The 20318-nt window shown below is 40.9% G+C and carries 19 protein-coding genes; 11 read left to right on the forward strand and 8 right to left on the reverse strand.

From position 1 onward, the window contains the following. Nucleotides 1–4: 4 nt before the first annotated feature. On the reverse strand, nt 5–1351 hold the full coding sequence (locus tag ABWP91_RS10570) for a purine-cytosine permease family protein (RefSeq protein WP_353243245.1): 1347 nt from the start codon (nt 1349–1351) through the stop codon (nt 5–7). A 467-nt stretch (nt 1352–1818) separates the two neighbouring features. Between ABWP91_RS10570 and ABWP91_RS10575 the strand changes: the two genes are divergently transcribed. Beyond that, entirely contained in the window at nt 1819–2304 is a 486-nt protein-coding gene (locus tag ABWP91_RS10575; RefSeq protein ID WP_353243246.1) for a hypothetical protein, read from the forward strand. A 43-nt stretch (nt 2305–2347) separates the two neighbouring features. After that, nucleotides 2348–3304, forward strand: coding sequence for a hypothetical protein (locus ABWP91_RS10580; protein WP_353243247.1), 957 nt, complete (start codon nt 2348–2350; stop codon nt 3302–3304). Nucleotides 3305–3359: 55 nt separating this feature from the next. Here the strand turns inward: ABWP91_RS10580 and macB are convergent, their stop codons facing one another. From macB to ABWP91_RS10595, 3 genes are all read right to left on the reverse strand, one after another. Further along, nucleotides 3360–5303, reverse strand: a complete 1944-nt coding sequence (gene macB / locus ABWP91_RS10585) for a macrolide ABC transporter ATP-binding protein/permease MacB (protein ID WP_353243248.1) — start codon at nt 5301–5303, stop codon at nt 3360–3362. A gap of 1 nt (nt 5304) precedes the next feature. Beyond that, nucleotides 5305–6411 carry a macrolide transporter subunit MacA gene (macA, locus tag ABWP91_RS10590; RefSeq protein ID WP_353243249.1) on the reverse strand — a complete coding sequence of 369 codons (1107 nt, stop codon included), beginning with the start codon at nt 6409–6411 and terminating at the stop codon, nt 5305–5307. Nucleotides 6412–6559: 148 nt separating this feature from the next. After that, entirely contained in the window at nt 6560–8224 is a 1665-nt protein-coding gene (locus ABWP91_RS10595) for a DUF2813 domain-containing protein (RefSeq protein ID WP_353243250.1), read from the reverse strand. Nucleotides 8225–8608: 384 nt separating this feature from the next. On the opposite strand from ABWP91_RS10595, the gene ABWP91_RS10600 reads away from it, so the two are divergent. The 6 genes from ABWP91_RS10600 (at nt 8609) to artM (ending at nt 14048) form a co-directional block, all read left to right on the forward strand. Beyond that, complete coding sequence (locus ABWP91_RS10600) at nt 8609–9508, forward strand: LysO family transporter (protein WP_353243251.1); 900 nt, start codon at nt 8609–8611, stop codon at nt 9506–9508. Between the two features lie 51 nt (nt 9509–9559). Beyond that, a complete protein-coding gene (locus ABWP91_RS10605; RefSeq protein WP_353243252.1) occupies nt 9560–11041 on the forward strand; it encodes a DUF2867 domain-containing protein in 1482 nt (493 codons plus the stop codon). 98 nt (nt 11042–11139) lie between these two features. After that, on the forward strand, nt 11140–11868 hold the full coding sequence (gene artP / locus ABWP91_RS10610) for an arginine ABC transporter ATP-binding protein ArtP (protein ID WP_353243253.1): 729 nt from the start codon (nt 11140–11142) through the stop codon (nt 11866–11868). Between the two features lie 18 nt (nt 11869–11886). Continuing rightward, complete coding sequence (artJ, locus tag ABWP91_RS10615) at nt 11887–12630, forward strand: arginine ABC transporter substrate-binding protein (protein ID WP_353243254.1); 744 nt, start codon at nt 11887–11889, stop codon at nt 12628–12630. 12 nt (nt 12631–12642) lie between these two features. Further along, nucleotides 12643–13383, forward strand: a complete 741-nt coding sequence (gene artQ / locus ABWP91_RS10620) for an arginine ABC transporter permease ArtQ (protein ID WP_353243255.1) — start codon at nt 12643–12645, stop codon at nt 13381–13383. Next, the gene (artM, locus tag ABWP91_RS10625) at nt 13380–14048 is read left to right on the forward strand and encodes an arginine ABC transporter permease ArtM (protein ID WP_353243256.1); all 669 of its coding nucleotides are present in this window, start codon (nt 13380–13382) and stop codon (nt 14046–14048) included. The genes artQ and artM overlap by 4 nt, the downstream gene beginning before the upstream one ends. Nucleotides 14049–14113: 65 nt before the next feature. Here artM and rlmC read toward each other — a convergent pair whose 3' ends face one another. The 3 genes from rlmC to ABWP91_RS10640 form a co-directional block, all read right to left on the reverse strand. Further along, on the reverse strand, nt 14114–15247 hold the full coding sequence (gene rlmC, locus ABWP91_RS10630; RefSeq protein ID WP_353243257.1) for a 23S rRNA (uracil(747)-C(5))-methyltransferase RlmC: 1134 nt from the start codon (nt 15245–15247) through the stop codon (nt 14114–14116). Between the two features lie 9 nt (nt 15248–15256). Then, complete coding sequence (locus tag ABWP91_RS10635) at nt 15257–15772, reverse strand: YbjN domain-containing protein (RefSeq protein ID WP_353243258.1); 516 nt, start codon at nt 15770–15772, stop codon at nt 15257–15259. A gap of 127 nt (nt 15773–15899) precedes the next feature. Further along, nucleotides 15900–16235: a DUF1418 family protein gene (locus tag ABWP91_RS10640; protein WP_353243259.1), complete on the reverse strand. Its 336-nt coding sequence runs from the start codon at nt 16233–16235 to the stop codon at nt 15900–15902. Between the two features lie 158 nt (nt 16236–16393). Here ABWP91_RS10640 and ABWP91_RS10645 point away from each other — a divergent pair, with 158 nt between their 5' ends. Then, the gene (locus ABWP91_RS10645; protein ID WP_219244186.1) at nt 16394–16657 is read left to right on the forward strand and encodes a GrxA family glutaredoxin; all 264 of its coding nucleotides are present in this window, start codon (nt 16394–16396) and stop codon (nt 16655–16657) included. Nucleotides 16658–16911: 254 nt separating this feature from the next. Here ABWP91_RS10645 and ABWP91_RS10650 read toward each other — a convergent pair whose 3' ends face one another. Then, a complete protein-coding gene (locus tag ABWP91_RS10650) occupies nt 16912–17340 on the reverse strand; it encodes a secondary thiamine-phosphate synthase enzyme YjbQ (protein WP_353243260.1) in 429 nt (142 codons plus the stop codon). A gap of 193 nt (nt 17341–17533) precedes the next feature. On the opposite strand from ABWP91_RS10650, the gene ybjG reads away from it, so the two are divergent. Together ybjG and ABWP91_RS10660 are read left to right on the forward strand one after the other, a co-directional pair. Further along, nucleotides 17534–18142, forward strand: coding sequence for an undecaprenyl-diphosphate phosphatase (ybjG, locus tag ABWP91_RS10655; protein ID WP_353243261.1), 609 nt, complete (start codon nt 17534–17536; stop codon nt 18140–18142). A gap of 841 nt (nt 18143–18983) precedes the next feature. Beyond that, complete coding sequence (locus ABWP91_RS10660) at nt 18984–20300, forward strand: serine/threonine transporter (protein WP_353243262.1); 1317 nt, start codon at nt 18984–18986, stop codon at nt 20298–20300. Nucleotides 20301–20318: the final 18 nt, after the last annotated feature.

A 20318-nucleotide genomic window follows, 5' to 3' on the forward strand; every position in this document is an offset into this window, starting at 1 on the left:
TTCCTTAATCTAAGTGAGCCACTTTGCGAAAATGCACGGTATCAACACCTTTTGCTTTCGCTTGCCAGCGCATGCCAATCCAATAAGCCAGCGCACCTGTAATTAAAGAATTAAGTGCAGGAATACCATAATCGGCATGGAATGGCCCTAATTCTGACGTACCCCAACCTACGATAACGGCTAACAACCACACAACGAGTGTGACAGGGTTATAAGCTTCGCAGCTCGATGGCAACACGCCTTGTTCACGGGTGATATCAAGCTCTTTGCGGTCGCGTTTTAAAATGTAATAGTCGACAACCATGATCCCTGCAACTGGTGGGATAGCGATGCCTAGGTAAATTAAAAAGCTAATAAAGTTGTCTAAAATACCTAACATGGAAGCAATCGTACCGAAAACACCAATCACCCATGTTAAATAACGACGGTCAAAACGCTTATTAAAGATAGCGTTAAGCAGCGTTGAAAACCCAAGAGATGATGAATACAGATTGATGTCGTTCATTTTTATGGTGGCAAAGATAACAATCGATGCGCCTAATAAGCCTGTTAATGCCATCATCAAGTCAAATACTTGGCTGGTACGTAATGCTAATGCCATCAGTACCGCTATCATATTGACTAAAAGCTCACCGAAAAATGTGCCGATTAATGTCATCCAAAAGACATCCTTCGGTTTTTTCATAAAGCGGCTAATATCTGGTGTAGTCACCGCTGAAATAATAAAACCACCTGCAACCATAGTGATTGCCGCAGGCATTGTCATTAAAGACCCGGCAGGGGCAGTATCATTGATAAGCGTACCAAGATCCTGACCTGATAATAAATTATACGTTGCCCAGCCTAACGCGAATAAAAATAGCGGCGTTGAAATATTGGCGGTAATAGATAAAAATCGATACCCATATACCGTAATAATCGTCACCGCAATACCTGTAATAAGTGACCAAGTCCCTGGTGTTAGCACATTAGTCGCTTTATACATTCCATCCGCAAAGAAACCATTTTGGACGCCAAACCAGCCCATCAAGGAGATGGCAATCGCGCCACCAATAAGAGCTGAACCTAACTTTCCAAAACCAGACCACCTTGACAGTAGACTGATTGACATTCCTTCGCGGCATGCAGCTGCTCCGAGACCCCAACTGACAACCTGTAAAATTACAGAGCCAAGGATGGTCGCCCAAAACGCCTGCCAAAAAGTTAACCCATAACCGAGGGCTGCACCTAACATCACTTGTGAAACACAAGCGAGTGCGCCAATTCGTAGAATTAACACTTCATAGAACGGTCTACGAGCACTTTGGGGTACTCGAGCCAAAGAATAATCTTCACCTGCTTTATTCGCCATTTTGCACCTGCTGTGTGGTTGTCTTTGCTTAGTTTTTACTGGCTTTAATTGTTTGTTCCATTATATGGAACTAGGTTTCATTTATTCTACATGCAGATAATATCCATGATCGATATCGAATCGCAAGCAGAATTTATCTTTTCAGATAACTTTTTTATTATGGAATATTTCACGGAGCGAGGAAATACCATACTAATAAAAAATTTTATCGATAAATGAATAGGTTAAAAATTACGTATTTAATTAGCAGAATTGGAGTGAGGAACTCAGTTCCATAAAATAGGACTATTCTTTGATATAAATTTACTTCTAGGTAGCAATATTCACTCCAATTTTGGGTATCCGAGTACGATGTTGCTTGCCAAGAAAGAAATCTAGCTTTAGTTGGGATAAATGATTTATGAAAGAAATAGACATGGTGAGTTGTTAGGCTAAAAGGAATGATAACAACCAATGAGAATCTCTGCATGTTAAGTAAAATTAATTACACCATTCCTTTTTGTCAGGATTACCTATGTGATCAGATTCCTAATAATAAAACTATTATGAATAAACTTAGCAACCAACTTAAAAATGTTTCAAATATTACTCAATCATGTAAAGAAGGTATTTGCCATGGCCTCGCATTAACTTTCGCTGCATATGAAATGCATGGACTAGGCGCTAAGTCGATAAATCAACTTAATCAATGCCTGAATCCCGTCACCCCAACAATATCGCATAATAAAAATGTACAGGCATATGCGAAACAGGCTTACCTTATAGAAACCTCCAACCTATTAGCTTCACGTTGCACTGATATTTTTAATCTTCAAATGAATATAAATCGGTATGGTATCTATTATAAATTAGCAAACAAAAGTAACTCATTAGACCTACCTAACAGACTAGAAAACATTACAGATGTTGAATACATCACCTCTTTATTAGAAATACAAAAAAAAAATCAATGATGATCGACAAGCTTATCGCCCTAATATTGAAATAGAAAAAAACTTGGTCCAAGATCTATATCAAAAAATAGAGTCTGGTTTGGATATTCCTGTTCCTAATGCATTTAAAATTAAGCCTAATATATGTAAAAAAATTCAAAATAAAGAAAAACTAACACAACAAGAAATAAAGCTTTTTCTCACACATGCATACCTATACTGTGCCGTGTATTTTGAGTATGAAGCGGCAGTATTTAATTTTAATTCAGGCATGATTCACAGTAATGACTTTCCCCCCTTTTCACATGAGAATACCACCCCCACCCTGAATAACATTACACTTCAAGAACTCACTAACACTATTGATTATTATAAAATAAATAAGCAAAACTTCGCATTAATCTATGGAAAAAACTGCCATTCGATGACAATTAATGGCCGATATAACTCGCAAAAAGATGAATACATATTTAGTTTCTTCGAGCCTAATGATGGTTTAATACAATCCAATAACCAGTCTGAATTCCTTAAGCTAATTACACCAATTGTAAAAGCCTTTACTACACTTCCAGTTATCACACATATTGCTCCTCCCTTTACTGTAGCTTTTACTTATCCAGCTGTTATTCCGTTCTTTCAAGAGACATTAAATCCAGAAGTGATTGGCAAAGTATCAGTCCTGCACAAATCAAGATATGACACAAAACAAACCATGCTCCCTGTACTTAATATAAAAAACATACAAAATTTAACTAAAATAATGTTGGCCAACGATAAAATTACTATCAACTTACAGAATAATTCAAAACTCACATTCGAAAATTACTATAAAGAAAATAATGAACTCACTCTGAGGCTCAGTCTAGGAAACGAGTCTTATACCATTTATTCTGAATTGAATGACATTGATGTGACAATAGATTTAATCCGCGCGTCAATGGATGAATATCCAAAATATCGGAATAAAAATATCTATATCGATTGGAAGGGGCAGATATTAAACCGACTTTCAAAACATTGATATCTCATCGCCTCTGCATACATTGCGGATACAGAGGCTAATAACCATCAACAAATCACTCTCTCGCTAATGCATCAATTGGGTTTAAACGTGCGGCACTGCGTGCGGGCAAGAAGCCGAAAATAATTCCAATTGCCGTTGAACAGACAAATGCACTAATTAGGGCGACAGGGTCAAACGTGAACGTCCAGCCGGGTAGCGCCATTTGAGCAAGTAAACTGATCCCATAAGAAAGCGCGATCCCCATCAAGCCCCCCATTAAACATACTAATACCGCTTCAATAAGAAACTGCTGCATCACATCGCTGGTTCTCGCGCCAACTGCCATACGAATACCGATTTCGCGCGTTCTTTCTGTCACCGAGACCAACATGATATTCATCACGCCAATCCCCCCGACCACCAGCGAAATCACGGCCACCAAGGTTAAAAACAATTGCATGGTTTGGGTGGTTTTTTCCGCTGTTTTTACAAAAGTATCAAGGTTATAGGTGAAAACATCTTTTTTACCATGGCGTAACGTTAATAAACGCGTCAGTTGCTGCTCCACATTTTTGGCGTCATACCCATCCTTAACGCGCACCGTAATGCTGTCATAATACGGTCGATTTAAAACCTTGCTGTTCATTGTGGTATCAGGAAGCCAAACAGATAACGACTTACTGGAACCAAATACCGATTTTTGGTCTTCAAGTACCCCAATCACTGTCGCTGGCATATTACCTAAAAGTAAGGTTTCCCCTACCACATTAGCTTGCTTGGGGAAAAAACGCCGTTTTGTGTTCTCATCAATAATAACAACTTGAGCACGCCTATTCGCCATATCTTGTGTAAAATTCATGCCTTCCGAAAATTTAAAGGCATACACATTAAAATAGTCGCGGCCAACACCTGTTAACTGTGCAGGTGCATCCAAATTACCTTTCCTTAAGCGTGCGGAGCCATTGAGCTGGCCTGAAATCGCGTGAACGTAAGGCTGTTTAGCAAGTGCATCAATATCCGAGGCTTTTAAAGATTGCCGATTTTGCGCATCATCACTTCCGAAATCAGTGCCGGGGTAAATCGAAATTGTATTGGTACCAATCGATTTGATATCATTAAGCACCATACCTTGAGCAGCGTCACCGATGACCATAATAGAAACCACGGAAGCTATCCCGATAATAATCCCCAACATGGTCAACAAGGTACGCATTTTATTGACCACCATGGCACGCCAAGCCATCAACAATGCTTCGCTAAACCGGCCATAAATCTGCCCAAGCGACAATTTCCTTGCAGGTGCTTTTGAGAGCGGCTTGGCTAATTTGCTGTTTTTTGAACCTGAATCACGAATAATTTCGCCATCTTTGATTTCGACAATCCGTTCAGCCTGTTGGGCGACGGTTGGGTCGTGCGTGACAATAATCACCGTATGGCCTTGTGCACAAAGGTCTTTGAGGATTTTCATTACTTCTTCGCCTGAGTGGCTATCCAATGCCCCCGTTGGCTCATCGGCAAGAATAACTTGCCCCCCATTCATTAGTGCACGCGCAATACTGACTCGCTGCTGTTGCCCACCTGATAACTGGCTTGGTCGGTAATTAATACGTTCGCCTAACCCTAATCGCTGAAGTAATTGTGCTGCACGTTCTCGCCGCTGAGCTTTCCCTGAACCTGCATATACGGCGGGGATTTCAACATTTTGCTCAGCACTCAAATGGCTTAATAAATGGTAGCGTTGGAAAATAAAACCAAAATGTTCACGGCGAAGTTCTGCTAGTTGGTCGTTATCCAACAGCGCAATATTTTGCCCATCAATATGGTATTCCCCCGATGATGGCTTATCGAGGCAACCAATAATATTCATCAAGGTGGATTTGCCTGAACCAGAAGCACCGATGATCGCAACCATTTCACCAGCATTAATTTGCAAAGAAACGTTTTTTAATACGGTAACTTCATTTTCGCCTTCACCATAACGGCGAGTGATCCCTTGGAGCTCAATGAGTGCGGTCATCTTAACTCTCCGAACCACTGTGCCCAATAATGACTTTATCCCCTTCATTCAGCCCTTTAATTACTTCGACCGACACATCATTGCGACTACCAATTTCAATCTGCTTTTTCTCTGCTTTTTGCCCTTCAAGTACTTCCACCTCATAAACTTGCGGTGAGACTTCATCACCTAACGCAGAAAGGGGTAATATCAGTACATCTTTACGTGAATCGAGCTCGATTTTAACCTGTGCGGTCATTTGTAATTTTAACAGATGCTGAGGGTTAGGGACTTCAAAGCGTGCATAATAAAAAATAGCATCATTGATTTTTTCAGGGGTTGGCAGAATGTCTTTTAGCTTACCTGAGAACTTTTTATCGGGTGCGCCTAATACCGTAAACGAAGCTTCTTGTCCCGGTTCTAAATAAATCACATCCGCTTCAGACACTTCCGCTTTAACCAACATAGTGTCTAAGTCTGCTAATGTTAAAATCGTTGGTGCTTCTTGCGCTGCAATCACGGTTTGCCCTTGTAACGTTTTGATAAACGTGACAATGCCATCCATCGGCGCGGTGATTTGTGTGTATTTTAAATTGGTTTTTGCCGTATCTAGCGTGGCTTGGTTACGTTTTATCTGTGCCTGATACGTCGCAACTTGCGCTTTTTTTACATCAACATCCGTTCTGGCTTTATCCAATTCTTGCTGTGCGACAGCCTGTAATTTAGCGAGGCTCAAGTGGCGCTGGTATGTCAGTTGTGCCAGTTTCAACTCAGCTTGCGCTAACGATAAATTGGCCTCAAGCTCACGAGTGGTCGCTTCAGACTCAATGACATCATTCTGCGCTTTTTTCGGGTCGATAACCGCCAGTAAATCGCCTTTTTTAACGTAATCGCCTTCTTTCACGTATAAGGTTTGTAACTGCCCGCTAACCTGTGCACCCACATCAACTTTACGTACGGCATCTAACTTCCCCGTCGCTAGGACTTGTTTATCCAAGTCACCACGTGTCACGTCAACGGTTTGGAAAACCTCTTCTTTCTCACCTTTCAAGAGAAACGCAGCAGCACCCACGGCAACAATCAGTATCACCAAGTAAATCGGCCACTTTTTTTTCGGTTTTGCCTTCATCGTTCTTCACTTCCTATAATTAAAAAGAGGGCGACGCCCTCTTCGAAATACTATGCTATATCACTTAAGTTATCGTTTAATTAAACATACTATAGATAAACACCCGTTATCTATAAATATTCACTCAACAATATATTCATTTTCGTTATCAATACGCTTTCCCCCTCGCTAGCCACGCCACCCGTGAGAACATGCTTCTTAACTGCAATGGAACACTATCAGGTCCCAGCTCTGCGGAACGGTTCACTGTGGCTAAGGCTAAGTCAGGTTTTGACGTTCGGGAAATCGCTTTAATAATCACGCGGCGTGTCGATACCCGTGCATTTTCAGGAATATCCGCAATTTCATGATAAAGGCTTTTAAAGCCCTCGCGATATAGGAAATGTTCCATATCTGGCGCAGTGAGCATGGTTAAGCGGTCTCTATCAGGTGAATTGATTTTATTGGCGTAATGGGTCGCCGTTGCAGCATATTTCCGCCCTGCCTCGTCGCCATCAGTTAAAACATGCCATTCTATTCCCATTTTATTGGCAAATTTTAATAGCGGTTTCAAGCCACTTTGTGCAAACGCAATAACTTTAATCCCTTCTGTTTCAAAGTAATAGTTGCATTGGCGAGCAAATTCGCTCATCAGCCAAATCTCAGTTTCACCTTCCACTAATAACCAACAACGCGCAAATAATGATGACGGCCGGTTAAAACGAATATGGAACGAAATTTTTCGCAGTTCTTCCGCACTTAAATCATTTTTCGTTAAACGATAAGCTGATACTTTGTTGGTATCCCGCACTAAACGACATAAGTCTTCAAGGGGAGCCTGAGAAAGCAATTCCCCAGAATTTGTCGTGGTAATCCGTTGTAGCGCAAACAAGCTCAATAACCCCCACGCAATCGACAGCATAATCGGGTGTAGCCGTGTTTCGGGGTCTTCGACAATAATGAGTGGGCGAGCATGTTTATCTAGATGAATATTGCCCTTGGATTGCAATAATGAAGAAAACATCCCCAAGATAATCAAACGAATATTGCGTTGATTAGGTTTTGCAATCAAACGACTGATATTATCCAGCGCTTTCCAGCCTTGCTTACGCGGTTCAATATTCACCATATTGTCATTAAGCTTGATCATATGAGCACTTTGCCCTGAAAAATAGTGGCTTAATAACTGTTGCATGGCATCCACACCGTCAACCAAGTCATTATCACTTAAACGCTCTGGGTTATTCACCAAAGCACTGGTTAATTCTTTAATGCGAATATTAAATGAATCCCGAAACTCTTTTTCACCGACGACAATAGTTTCAGGGTTGAGAGATTGTAAAAAACGCGCATCTCGTAAGCGAATAACAGGATATAACCTAACAATTTCTTTGATATATTTGCCTACGTTATCCAGAGAAAGTTTATTTCCCCCTGAATTTAAAAAGCTTTTATCCACCACAATCGTGTTGTCGTCTCGTAACTCTGCACTCACCCGATAAAAGATGTGTTTTAGATCATCACCGTTGTCGACCCAAACTGAGCTAAGATTATGAAAACGATAAGATTGGTGGCGGCCTTTATGCCTTTCGCAAAATTTTAAGACAATTTGTAATGAGCGATAGCGGGAGGCATCATCGCCCATTGGGTGATGAAAATCATGTAGGTTAAATTGGTAATCTTGATGTTCAGGTGAGAGAAGTAAATCGAGCGCATCGAGGAGACTGGACTTGCCCCATGAATTTTCCCCGATCAAAACAGTACTGTTATTGAGCTCTAAAGAAAGGCGGTTGATCCCTCTAAATCCGTATATTTCAACACGTTCCAGATACATATCTCACTCCTTGTCATATTTTCTTTAATATACTCTAAACTCGTTAATTTGCATTCAGATTATCAATATTTTCGCTGACAAAACGCACATTTCGAGCTTATCGATTAACCAAGGGTTTTACTATAAGTATGTATGCAGAATAAAAAATCTTTATAACAAAATAGCTAACTGAGTTGAGCAAGTAATTGCAGTGTTATAAAATAGTAAAACTTTCTTTTTTAGTGTTTTTGACCTATTTTTCATTCAGTCACCAATAATAAAATTATATAGTGAAAAAATTACGTTAGGACGGCGAGTTAAATTTTCAATAACGTAAATAAAAAATAAATATAACTCATTGTTTATATTAACCAAGTTAATGGGATAACCACTAAGGATGCGGCGATGTATTCAGGACTCTTAATTATTCTTCTACCGTTAACACTCGGTTATCTTATTCCTATTAAAAACAAGCAGGCTCTCCATCGTATCCACAGGTCACTAAACTCGATGGTGTATGTGATTTTATTTTTAATGGGGATCACCCTTGCACTACTTGAAAACTTAAGCGAACACCTCTTTTCTATCTTAATTTATGCCATCACCTTCTTTGGCTGTATTTTTTCCCTCAATGTAATCTCACTGTTATTACTCGATAAGCTAGATCCGTGGAAAATTCCGCAACATAAACAAGAAAAGCCACCATCACGTATCAAAATGGTGTTTGAATCCCTGCAATTGTGTGGTGTCCTGCTTTTAGGCTTTGTCGTGGGCTTAACGGGTTTTGATTTTCTGCATTACGCAGATAAAGGCAGTCAAATCGCCCTGATGCTGCTGTTATTACTGGTTGGCATTCAATTACGTAACAGCGGAATGAGCATTAAACAAATTTTAATTAACCGCCGCGGGACAACTATTGCCTTTGTCATGGGTGTCAGTGCGTTAGCGGGTGGTGCACTAGCAGCATTCTTACTTGGCTTACCCGTAAAAATGGGGCTGGCTCTCGCTTCGGGCTTTGGCTGGTACTCACTTACAGGGATCGTGCTAACCGATGCCTATGGCCCGGTGATGGGGAGCGCTGCTTTTTTTAATGACTTAGCCCGTGAACTAGCCGCTATCATGTTGATCCCTATCATTATTAATCGCTACCGTTCAACCGCATTAGGTATTTGCGGCTCCACATCAATGGACTTCACCCTTCCTGTTTTACAACGCAGTGGCGGTGTTTCCATTGTGCCTGCTGCTATTGTCCATGGCTTCGTGCTTAGTCTTATTACGCCAATTCTTATGGCCTTCTTTACATAGGTAAAATTTCAGTCACAATAGCCATTAATTTGCGTGAAACAGGAAATTAACATGACAGAAAAACAACGTGTTTTAGTGTTGGGCGCTAGCGGCTATATTGGGCAGAATCTTATTCCCCAACTGATTGAACAAGGTTATGACGTTACTGCGGCTGCACGTCGTGTTGATTGGATGCTTTCTCAAGGCTGGCAAGATACCCGTTGCATCTTCGTTGACTTGCATGATCCTGAGACCTTAAAAGATGTGATGAAGGAAATCGATATTGTCTATTTCCTCGTGCACAGCATGGCAGACCAAGCCAACTTGATTGAGCGGGAACGTAGCGCTGCGCGTAATGTTCAACAAGCGCTTGAAGGTTCCGATGTTAAACACGTTATTTACCTCAGCGCACTGCAACACGGCCATACCTATTCCCCACACCTAATTGCAAGGCGTTTAACAGGGGACATCCTGCGTGAAAGCAATATTCCTGTCACAGAGATCCGCTCTTCTATTATTGTTGGCTCAGGCTCTGCGGCATTCGAAATTATGCGGGATATGGTTTACAACTTAGCGATTCTAACCCCGCCACGTTGGGTACGCTCTAAATCATCGCCTATTGCGCTATCTAATATTCTGTATTATTTAACCCAGCTTGCCAAAACACCAACAAATGAAAACCGCATATTTGATGCTGGTGGTCCTGAATTTATTAGCTATCAAGAACTATTTAAACGATTTATCAAAGTCAGTGGCAAACGCCGCTTGCTGATCCCTATCCCAATCCCAATTAGCATGATTTCCGTGCATTTTATTAGCTTGATCACCTCAGTACCGCCGACGATTGCAAAAGAGCTGATTCAGGGGCTACAACACGACTTGCCTGCTGATGATAAAGCGCTGCGAGAGCTTATCCCACAAACGTTAATTTCCTTTGATGATGCGGTAAGAACCACATTAGCTGAGGAAGCAGACGCGGTAGACAATGCGGATTGGGGTTATGACCCTGAGGTGAGAAAGCGCTGGCGCCCAGGCTATGGCTATTACCCAAAACAAGCAGGCTCGACCCTTGGTACAACGGCAAGTTCGGAATCCCTTTGGCATACGGTGCAGCAAATTGGCGGCAAAGACGGTTATTTCTATGCCAATGGCCTGTGGAAAACCCGCGCCATCATGGATGACATGATGTTGAATAAAGTGAAATATGGCCGCCCTGATAGAGAAGACCTTCAACTTGGCGATGAAATTGATGGCTGGCGAGTGATCAACCTTGAGCCCAACAAACAACTTAGCTTGCTGTTTGGCATGAAAGCGCCGGGGCTTGGCCGTTTAACCTTTACCATCCATGACAGTGGTAGCCGACGCTCTATCGACGTACGTGCTTGGTGGCACCCAGCGGGTTTTTGCGGACTACTCTATTGGTTTGCCATGATGCCTGCACACCTGTTTATCTTCAAAGGAATGGCTAAACGAATTAGCGATCTTGCGTTTGAACGGGATAAACAACTCGCTAAGCAACAGCAAGCAGCTCATCCAACCGATAAACCTGATTAATTTTAGCGTAAAAACCAAATTTTTATGCAGAAATTATTGCATAAATATGCTTACAGGATTAATATCGCTGGTAGTTGAAAAGGATATTATTGGTAAGCATGAGCATTCAATTAAAAAACATAAACTGTTTCTATGGTTCCCATCAGGCACTCTTTGATATCAATCTAGAGTGCTCTGCTGGCGAGACCATGGTATTACTGGGGCCAAGTGGCGCAGGTAAAAGTTCGCTATTACGTGTTCTCAATTTATTAGAGATGCCACGTTCTGGTCATTTGAATATTGCTGGGCAGCAATTTGATTTTGCATCTACGCCAGATGCAAAGTCTATTCGTGACTTACGCCAAAATGTTGGCATGGTATTCCAACAATATAATTTATGGCCGCACCTTAGTGTAATGGACAACTTAATTGAAGCCCCTTGCCGCGTCTTAAAATTATCTAAGCAAGAAGCACACGCCAAAGCCGCTAAATTGTTAGACCGCTTACGTTTATCCCAATTTGCAGACCGTTACCCATTGCATTTATCGGGAGGTCAACAGCAACGTGTTGCAATTGCACGGGCGCTCATGATGGAACCTAAAGTGCTGTTATTTGATGAGCCAACCGCAGCGCTTGACCCTGAAATTACCGCCCAAGTTGTGGATATTATTCGTGAATTGTCTGCGACAGGTATTACGCAAGTTATCGTCACTCACGAAGTGGAGATTGCTCGCAAAACCGCTAGCCGTGTGGTGTATATGGAAAACGGCCATATCGTAGAACAGGGGGATGCTAGCCATTTCGCAGCACCTCAAACTGACGCATTTGCAAATTATCTGTCACATTAATAGATATAGGATTAAGCAATGAAAAAAATTATATTAGCTGCGCTGCTGGGCGCTGTAACCCTATCGGCAACTGCTGCAGACAAAGAAACCATTCGTTTTGCGACTGAAGCGACTTACGCTCCATTTGAAATGTTTGATAAAAACAATCAAATCGTTGGTTTTGACGTTGATTTAGCCAATGCAATGTGTGAAAAAATGAATGCCACTTGCACATTTACTCACCAATCTTTCGACAGCTTAATCCCAAGCCTGAAATTCCGTCGTTTTGAAGCATTAATGGCCGGTATTGACATTACCCCTGAGCGTCAACAACAAGTGGATTTCACTGAAACTTATTACCCGAACTCTGCGGAATTTATCGCAGTAAAAGAAAAAATCAGCTCTGTTGACCAACTGAAAGACAAAAAAATTGGCGTCCAAAACGGAACCACACACCAAAAATACATCATGGAACAACATAAAGGCATGACCACTGTTCCTTATGATAACTACCAGTCTGCGGTTTTAGACCTGCAAAATGGCCGTATTGATGCAGTATTCGGTGACACTGCCGTTGCTGACGAATGGTTAAAAACCAAAGGCAATGAAAATTTAGCTGCTGTGGGTGAGAAAGTTACCGATCCACAATACTTCGGTATCGGTTTAGGTATCGCAGTGCGTAAAGGAAATAAAGAGTTGTTGGATAAAATGAATAAAGCCTTAGCAGAAGTTAAAGCTGACGGCACTTATGATGCTATCCACAAAAAATGGTTTCAACAGTAATCGATATAATTAATGAACAACCTTCTATTTTTAACAAGTGCCGCCGGTATCACCGTCGGCCTTGCTGTTTCTGCCCTGATCTTGGGCCTAGTTCTTGCCATGCTATTTACCGCATGGGAGTCTGTCCGCTTTAAGCCAATTGCCTTTTTAGGTACGTGCTGGGTGACGCTGATCCGTGGGTTACCTGAACTGCTGGTCGTCCTATTCGTTTATTTTGGGACATTACAGCTGATCAACCTACTCGGAGATGGATTTGATATTAATCTCGGGTTTTGGCAAACCACCATCCAAATTGATCCCAGCATCTTCTTTGCCGATAGCGGCGAGTTTGATTACACTCCATTCGTTTGTGGTGTCATTGCCCTCGCCCTATTGTATGCCTCTTATGCTTCACAAACCCTAAGAGGCGCCCTCAAAGCGGTGCCTTATGGCCAGTGGGAAGCCGGTTTTGCACTCGGTCTCAAAAAGCGCACAATTTTCTTTCGTTTTATTATGCCGCAAATGTGGCGCCATGCCCTGCCGGGGTTAGGCAACCAATGGTTAGTTCTGCTAAAAGATACCGCGTTAGTGTCTTTAATCAGCGTGAACGATTTGATGCTACAGACAAAAACCATTGTTAACCGTACTGGTGAGCCTTTTACTTGGTACGTTATTGTCGGACTGATTTACCTTGCCATTACACTGGTTAGCCAACTGGTATTAAAGCGTATTGAATTGCGAACTACACGCTTTGAGCGAGGTGAATCCAAATGATTGATATGATCCTAAAAATTCTACCAGGGTTACCAACCAGTCTATCACTGACGTTCAGTGCGTTAATTGTGGCTTTTTTATTAGCGGGTTTATTTACCTTAATTTTATCCCTTAAAACCAAAGTCATTTCGCAAATCGTGAAGGTGTATATCACTATCTTCACGGGAACACCGTTATTAGTGCAGTTTTTCCTGATCTATAACGGCCCGAGCCAATTTAAGTCGTTGCAAAACTACCCTCTATTTTGGGAGCTAATATCAACGCCTTGGTTCTGTGCGATGATTGCATTAGCGTTAAACAGTGCTGCCTATTCGACTTTACTGTTCCACGGTGCCGTAAAAGCCATTCCATCAGGGCAATGGCAATCTTGCCAAGCCTTAGGAATGAGTAAAGTTCAGACCATGCGCATTATTCTGCCTTATGCCTTTAAACGCTCTTTATCCTCTTATTCTAATGAAGTGGTGTTAGTATTTAAAAGTACCTCTCTGGCCAGTACGATCACTATGTTAGATATCATGGGTTACAGTAGCCAAGTATTTGGTCAAACATGGGATGTGATGGCGTTTGTTGCTGCGGGGATTATTTATTTAGTGGTTAATGCAATCTTGACCATTCTGATGCGCTTAATCGAACGCAAGGCACTAGCCTTCGAACACCGAAATTAATATTTTTGATTCAATGCGTAAAAAAAGCTTGGCTAAACACCAAGCTTTTTTTTCATCAATTCGTTTTAATTATTCTTTCGCTTTAGCAACGTCAGCACTTCAAAGTGTGCCGTGTGGGGGAATAAATCAAACAGTTGCACTTTACACGCTTGATAGCCAGACAACAGTTGTAAATCTTGCACCATGGTTTGTGCATTACAACTTGAATAAAGTATATATTCGGGCTGCATATGGGAAAGGTAATCACACAATGCTTGACCAACCCCTCTTCGTGGTGGATTGACTAAAATAAGCTGTGGGATATCCTGATTTGCCGTAGCAAAATGCGTTGAATCAAGGGCTTTGAATTCAACATGCTTTAACCCAAGTTCATTCGCGGATTGCTGTGCACTGGCAATCGCAGGGGCACTAATTTCAATGCCGGTTAAACGGGTATCTTTTTCAGCACAGTGCAACCCAAAGCCGCCCACACCACAAAACAGATCCCACAAGCTATGAATATCTAATGCGTTAACCCAATCCCTCGCTGTTTGGTATAACTTCGCCGCAACAACTGGGTTCGTTTGGAAAAAACTTTGTGGGCGAATAAATAAAGGGACTTGGTTAAACTCTTCACGTAGCGTACGTTGCTCCGTTAAAAAAACCTCTTCCTCACCTTCCAATATCGCCATATGTACAGGCTGAATATTTGCAGTGATCACCTCAAGTTGAGGTAGTTGCGCTTGCAGCCAAGGTAACGCATTTTTAAGCTGTTCGAGTTTTTTCGCTGAGCGCAGTACAAAACGCAGCATAAACCGGCCAGTGTGCCAGCTTTGTGTCAATAACACATACTTCAGTTCGCCGCGCTTGCGTTCGATGTTATATGGCGTGAGCCCTGCCCTTGCAATAAATGGCGTGATCACACTGAAGACGTCAGAAAACGACGCGGGGTATAATGGGCAGCCAGTTAAGTCTACACCCGCCCCATCTTTCCCAGCAATGCCTAAAGTTGGCCTTTCAACACTACCACTCACCACCATTTTGGCTTTGTTGCGAAAACCTGTTTGGGGGCCAGTCACAGGTGCAGCAAAAATAGCAGGGTCGATTGTTGGCAATAACGCCGAAAGCTGCTGCTGCTTCTGGGTGATTTGTTGTTCAGGGGAGAGCTCTAGCCATTGGCAAGAGCGGCATTCACCCGCAATATATTTTTCACAATGCATAATTACAACTTAATGAATAATAATGGCGGGTTTATCATCTGGAGTGAGTTCTGACTCGTCTTCGCCGTTATCTTCATCTTCAATAAAATCATCTTGATTAGCATACAGTAAATTATTGCTGAAGATCTCAAAGACAATCGCTGAGATTTGGTCTTCTGCCTGTTGAACAAAATGGCAGAATTGGCGGTAGGTCATCCCTGCTTCTAATGAAAATGATTGGCTAACCACTAACTTAGGCAGGTTTTCATCGTTAATTTCGAGAAAAACTTTTGCTGTCAATGAACTGGCATTAATTTGGCTAATATTCGCCACTAAGGTAATAATCGCAGTGGGTTTTAGTTCAGCCAATGCAGACAATACCAGCACATTATTGACGATATCAAGTTTCGCATCAAAAATCCCCTCGATATTTTGCATATGAGGTAAATGTAGCGCAGCACAAGAGTCACACTCGAAATAGGACGTTTTGAGTTGATCTAACCATTCACGTAATTGTGCAATGTCAGGGTAACGAATAGAATCCATGGGCAATAACCTTCTTCAACTCAACAATAATAATGCAAAAACAGTTTGCTAGAGAATGACATCATCCCCTAACGCAAAAGCGGATAATTTTCACACATTGCTAGGAAAAATGCCAGTAAAACCACGGCTATTCAGGCTTTTCATCCTGTTTATCATTTTGAATAGGATTTTTTTTATTTCTCGGGTTTTCTGACTGTTTATTATCTATTCCTAAAAAAGTGAGCCCATGAATAGCCCGCCACACAATATTAATCATTGCGGGGATCAAACACCCAATTGCAACCATAATAATGGTGACTATCACCCCTTGGCTCATCAGCGGTTCAGGCAGCGTTATATAGCCATTTAGTGTAAGTAAAATCAAAATCAAAAGAATTATGCCGATCCCTTCTAAGATTAGAATAGGTTTTGGCATATCCGCCAATGAACGCATGGTTCTCTTTGATTGTGGTTTGTTGTCCATTTGACACCCTTTTTACCGTTACATGACGTTTTACTTCACAAATTATATGTCATACCTATAGCTATAAAAGGAAAATTCGACTTTTATTTCATAATTTATATAGGCATAGTATTGAGCATTGTGATTAGAATCTGAGTTTGAGATAAAAAGGAGATACTATGTATACTGTTATTTTTGGTCGCCCAGGCTGCCCATACTGTGTTCGTGCGAAAGAACTGGCAGAAAAGCTGAAAAACGAACTTGAAGATTTTGACTACCGCTATGTCGACATCCAAGCTGAAGGTATTTCAAAAGAAGATTTATCTAAAACTGTTGGCAAACCTGTGGAAACTGTCCCGCAAATTTTCATTGATGAGAAGCACATCGGTGGCTGCACTGATTTTGAAGCTTATGCAAAAGAAAATTTGAATCTTTACAAATAATTAGTCCAGCTAATATTGTCTTACCGCAAGCAAAGCATCTCGCCTTTTAGGTTGAAAAAATGCTTTGCTTGTTCTTTTTGTGCTATTTAACTTAAATTTCACTAAAAATTGCACTTTTTTTCATCAGTGATGAGAACTTTCCTTTTTAGATGGAGTCTTAATTTATGCCACTGCTTTTCTTTGATGTCCCCATATTGAGGAGCCCGATAGCCAACTCTCTGTTTTAATGCTATCGGGTTTTTTATTGCCCATTTCTAGCTAACAACCTCACCTTGCAATGTAATGATTAACTTGCGCTTTCCACCAAAATTTCGATGTTCACATAAATAAATTCCCTGCCACGTTCCCATATTCAAACGCCCGTTTGTCACGGGGATCGTTAAGCTCGCACCCAGTAAGCTACTTTTTAAGTGTGCAGGCATATCATCGCTGCCTTCATAATCATGCTTAAAATAAGGTTCATTTTCAGGTACCGCTTTATTGAAAAAGCTCTCGAAGTCTTCTCTTACGGTATAATCCGCATTTTCGTTAATGGTTAATGAGGCAGAGGTATGTTGAATGAATATATTCACCATACCAATACGAAGCGAACTTATCTCAGGCACTTGCCTTAAAATCTCTTCAGTCACTAAATGGAACCCTCTTTCCCGCGCATTAAGCTGTATCTGTTTTTGCCACCACATCTGTTTTCCCTTCTTTCGCCAAGTCGAACTTTATATATGTTAAATAATTATTGAGTAATTCTTAAACCGCACGTAAATTTGTCACGTAATACTATCAATAATAAGACAAAGGGACTTTACCTGTGAAGCTTGAGACTTTAAGCTCTGTTTTTCTTTGTCTTACTGACCCACTCTCTGCCTGAGGTACGAAACTGTGCTGGAACAACTCAATCTTGATCTGTTTAACTTGATCAATGCCGCCCCAGAAACTGCAAGCGGAACGATTGCGATAGCGAACGTGATTGCTAAACGCTTAGTGCTTATTTTCCCACTATTTACCATTGCTTGTTGGTTTTGGGGTGCCCAGCCAAACATGACTCGCCAACGTGCTTTTGCCTGTAAAGCGGCGATAGCCATTGTGTTAGGGCTCGCTATCTCATGGCTAATTGGCTATTTGGCCCCACATGACCGCCCATTTGTGATGGGAGTCGGCACTAATTTTTCTGATCACGACGCAACACCATCATTCCCAAGTAACCATGGAACAATTGTATTTACCTTTGCATTTGCCTTCTTATTCTGGTTAAGAACGTGGGTTGGCCTCGTGATGATGATCCCTGCCATTGTGATTGCATGGTCACGGATATACCTTGGGGTTCACTGGCCTTTAGATATGGCAGGTGCGTTTATCCTTGCTATCGTTGCCTGTGGTTTAGCCCAAATTTTGTGGTCACTCGGCATTAATAAAATCCAAGCGCCAATCACCCAACTCTATCATTTAATCTTTGGTTCATTCATCCGCAAAGGTTGGTTCCAACCTTAATCATTTCTTTTTAAGTACTGGTGGCAATAAACACCAGTACTTTTTCATTTTTAAAAAGTTGCGCCAAATCAAACTTTCTCTTTATTTTTTTATCACCATATAAAATTAATTTTAAATTATCAAATTAATTAATAAACAACTGTGTAACAAATATTTTGTTACCTTTTTTAATTATTTTTTTCGACGCAAAAAAAGTGCGCTAAATACTATCTTAAAAACCAAAAATTAATTAATATGTGCCCCTAAATTTAGCGGAAAACCGCCTAATTAATCACTCACTAAATCATTATTTAGGAATCAAATTAAACCTTAAATATCAATTAGTTACCATATATTCAATGTAGTAGTATAACAGTGCAGCTCAATAATTAGATTAATATAGATTACAAATCAAACAACGCAAAAATATTCATTAATATAATAATATTTTTCTAGCAGAATATTATTCTGCCCTAGTTTGTTTTAATGAATTGAATTTTTTAAACATAAAAAATATGACAACCAATAAACTTAAGTTAAATTTCATTAACAATTTTATAAAATCTGATGTTTCTATGCAATCTCAGGGGATATTTCTCTTTTGAGATAATGATCACGGCATTTTGTTCTGGTAAAATATAAATTCACACCCTCAAAATCCAGATTTAAAAATTACTGATAAAATTACAAAACTGATTGAAAATGAATTTAGTATCGATTTTAGTTTTATTTCCAATCGGATTGTTACGTAAAAGAAAACTCTTGTTATTAAGTGATTATTCGTACCAAAAGATTAAAACCCAGTAACGCCATTGGCCGTTACTTTAAATGAATTTTTTGACTTTTATTTTTGGAGACTATTATGGATACAACAAAAGTTGGTTCCATCGACAAAACAGCCTCGCAAACAGGGAGCAGTAAAGCTTGGCGTAAAACTGACACCGTATGGATGCTGGGCTTATATGGTACAGCTATCGGTGCTGGTGTTCTGTTTTTACCTATCAATGCGGGTATGAGCGGATTACTTCCTGTCCTATTGATGCTTGTTCTAGCCTTCCCAATGACCTTTTTTGCTCATCGTGGCTTAACACGTTTCGTCCTTTCAGGCTCTAAAAAAGATGGCGATATCACTGAGGTTGTTGAAGAACACTTTGGGCGTACCGCAGGTAACTGGATCACCCTGCTGTATTTCTTTGCCATTTATCCTATTCTGCTCGTTTATGGTGTTTCTATCACCAATAACGTTAATAAATTCTTAACTGAATTATTAGGTGTTGGTGCACCACCACGTTGGTTACTGGCCTTAATTCTGGTCGGCGGCGTTATGGCTATCGTTTCTTTCGGTGAAAAATACATCGTTAAAGTCATGAGTATGCTGGTATTCCCATTCATTGCGGTACTGGTTGCATTCTCTTTATATATGATCCCACACTGGTCTGGTGATGTTCTGAATACCTTAACTTTCGAAGGTATCGCAGAAGCGACCAAAAACACCGGCGGTCAAAGCATTTGGATCACCATTTGGTTGACTATCCCAGTCATGGTATTCGCATTTAACCACTCACCAATTATCTCGGCATTCTCTGTTGCAAAACGTGAAGAATACGGTGATGAAGCAGAACAAAAATGTTCACGTATTTTAGCATCAGCACACATCCTGATGGTTCTGACAGTCATGTTCTTTGTGATTAGCTGTGTGTTTACGTTATCTTCCGCCGACCTTGCGCAAGCAAAAGCACAAAACATCAGTATCCTTGACTATCTGTCTGGCTACTTTGATCAACCATTCATCAAATTCGCAGCTGCAATCATTGCATTCATCGCTATTATCAAATCATTCTTAGGCCACTACTTAGGTGCTCGTGAAGGTTTCAATGGCTTAGTTGAACGTGCATACCGTGCAAAAGGCAAAACGGTTGATATTCGCAAATTAAACCGTGGCACCGCTATCTTTATGTTAGTGACCACTTGGATTGTTGCGACATTAAACCCAGGTGTTCTGGATATCATCGAAAGCCTTGGTGGCCCTGTTATTGCTATCTTACTGTTCTTAATGCCAATGTATGCTATCAGCAAAGTCCCTGCGATGCGTAAATACTCAGGTAAAATCAGCAATGTATTTATCGTAATTATGGGTCTGGTCGCTATCTCTGCTGCGACATATAAGTTATTCTTCTAATTGAAGCCCCTGGTAGCT

This window comes from Providencia sp. (assembly GCF_040396775.1).
GTDB lineage: Bacteria > Pseudomonadota > Gammaproteobacteria > Enterobacterales > Enterobacteriaceae > Providencia.

Excerpts from the sequence above, each read along its gene's own strand:
- ABWP91_RS10595 (WP_353243250.1), bottom strand. The coding sequence starts at position 8,224 with ATGTATCTGGAACGTGTTGAAATATACGGATTTAGAGGGATCAACCGC.
- rlmC (WP_353243257.1), bottom strand. The coding sequence starts at position 15,247 with ATGCATTGTGAAAAATATATTGCGGGTGAATGCCGCTCTTGCCAATGG.
- ABWP91_RS10645 (WP_219244186.1), top strand. The coding sequence starts at position 16,394 with ATGTATACTGTTATTTTTGGTCGCCCAGGCTGCCCATACTGTGTTCGT.
- ABWP91_RS10570 (WP_353243245.1), bottom strand. The coding sequence starts at position 1,351 with ATGGCGAATAAAGCAGGTGAAGATTATTCTTTGGCTCGAGTACCCCAA.
- ABWP91_RS10605 (WP_353243252.1), top strand. The coding sequence starts at position 9,560 with ATGACAGAAAAACAACGTGTTTTAGTGTTGGGCGCTAGCGGCTATATT.
- ABWP91_RS10660 (WP_353243262.1), top strand. The coding sequence starts at position 18,984 with ATGGATACAACAAAAGTTGGTTCCATCGACAAAACAGCCTCGCAAACA.
- ABWP91_RS10640 (WP_353243259.1), bottom strand. The coding sequence starts at position 16,235 with ATGGACAACAAACCACAATCAAAGAGAACCATGCGTTCATTGGCGGAT.
- macA (WP_353243249.1), bottom strand. The coding sequence starts at position 6,411 with ATGAAGGCAAAACCGAAAAAAAAGTGGCCGATTTACTTGGTGATACTG.
- artQ (WP_353243255.1), top strand. The coding sequence starts at position 12,643 with ATGAACAACCTTCTATTTTTAACAAGTGCCGCCGGTATCACCGTCGGC.
- artJ (WP_353243254.1), top strand. The coding sequence starts at position 11,887 with ATGAAAAAAATTATATTAGCTGCGCTGCTGGGCGCTGTAACCCTATCG.
- artP (WP_353243253.1), top strand. The coding sequence starts at position 11,140 with ATGAGCATTCAATTAAAAAACATAAACTGTTTCTATGGTTCCCATCAG.
- ABWP91_RS10575 (WP_353243246.1), top strand. The coding sequence starts at position 1,819 with ATGTTAAGTAAAATTAATTACACCATTCCTTTTTGTCAGGATTACCTA.
- ABWP91_RS10635 (WP_353243258.1), bottom strand. The coding sequence starts at position 15,772 with ATGGATTCTATTCGTTACCCTGACATTGCACAATTACGTGAATGGTTA.
- macB (WP_353243248.1), bottom strand. The coding sequence starts at position 5,303 with ATGACCGCACTCATTGAGCTCCAAGGGATCACTCGCCGTTATGGTGAA.
- ABWP91_RS10650 (WP_353243260.1), bottom strand. The coding sequence starts at position 17,340 with ATGTGGTGGCAAAAACAGATACAGCTTAATGCGCGGGAAAGAGGGTTC.
- ABWP91_RS10600 (WP_353243251.1), top strand. The coding sequence starts at position 8,609 with ATGTATTCAGGACTCTTAATTATTCTTCTACCGTTAACACTCGGTTAT.
- artM (WP_353243256.1), top strand. The coding sequence starts at position 13,380 with ATGATTGATATGATCCTAAAAATTCTACCAGGGTTACCAACCAGTCTA.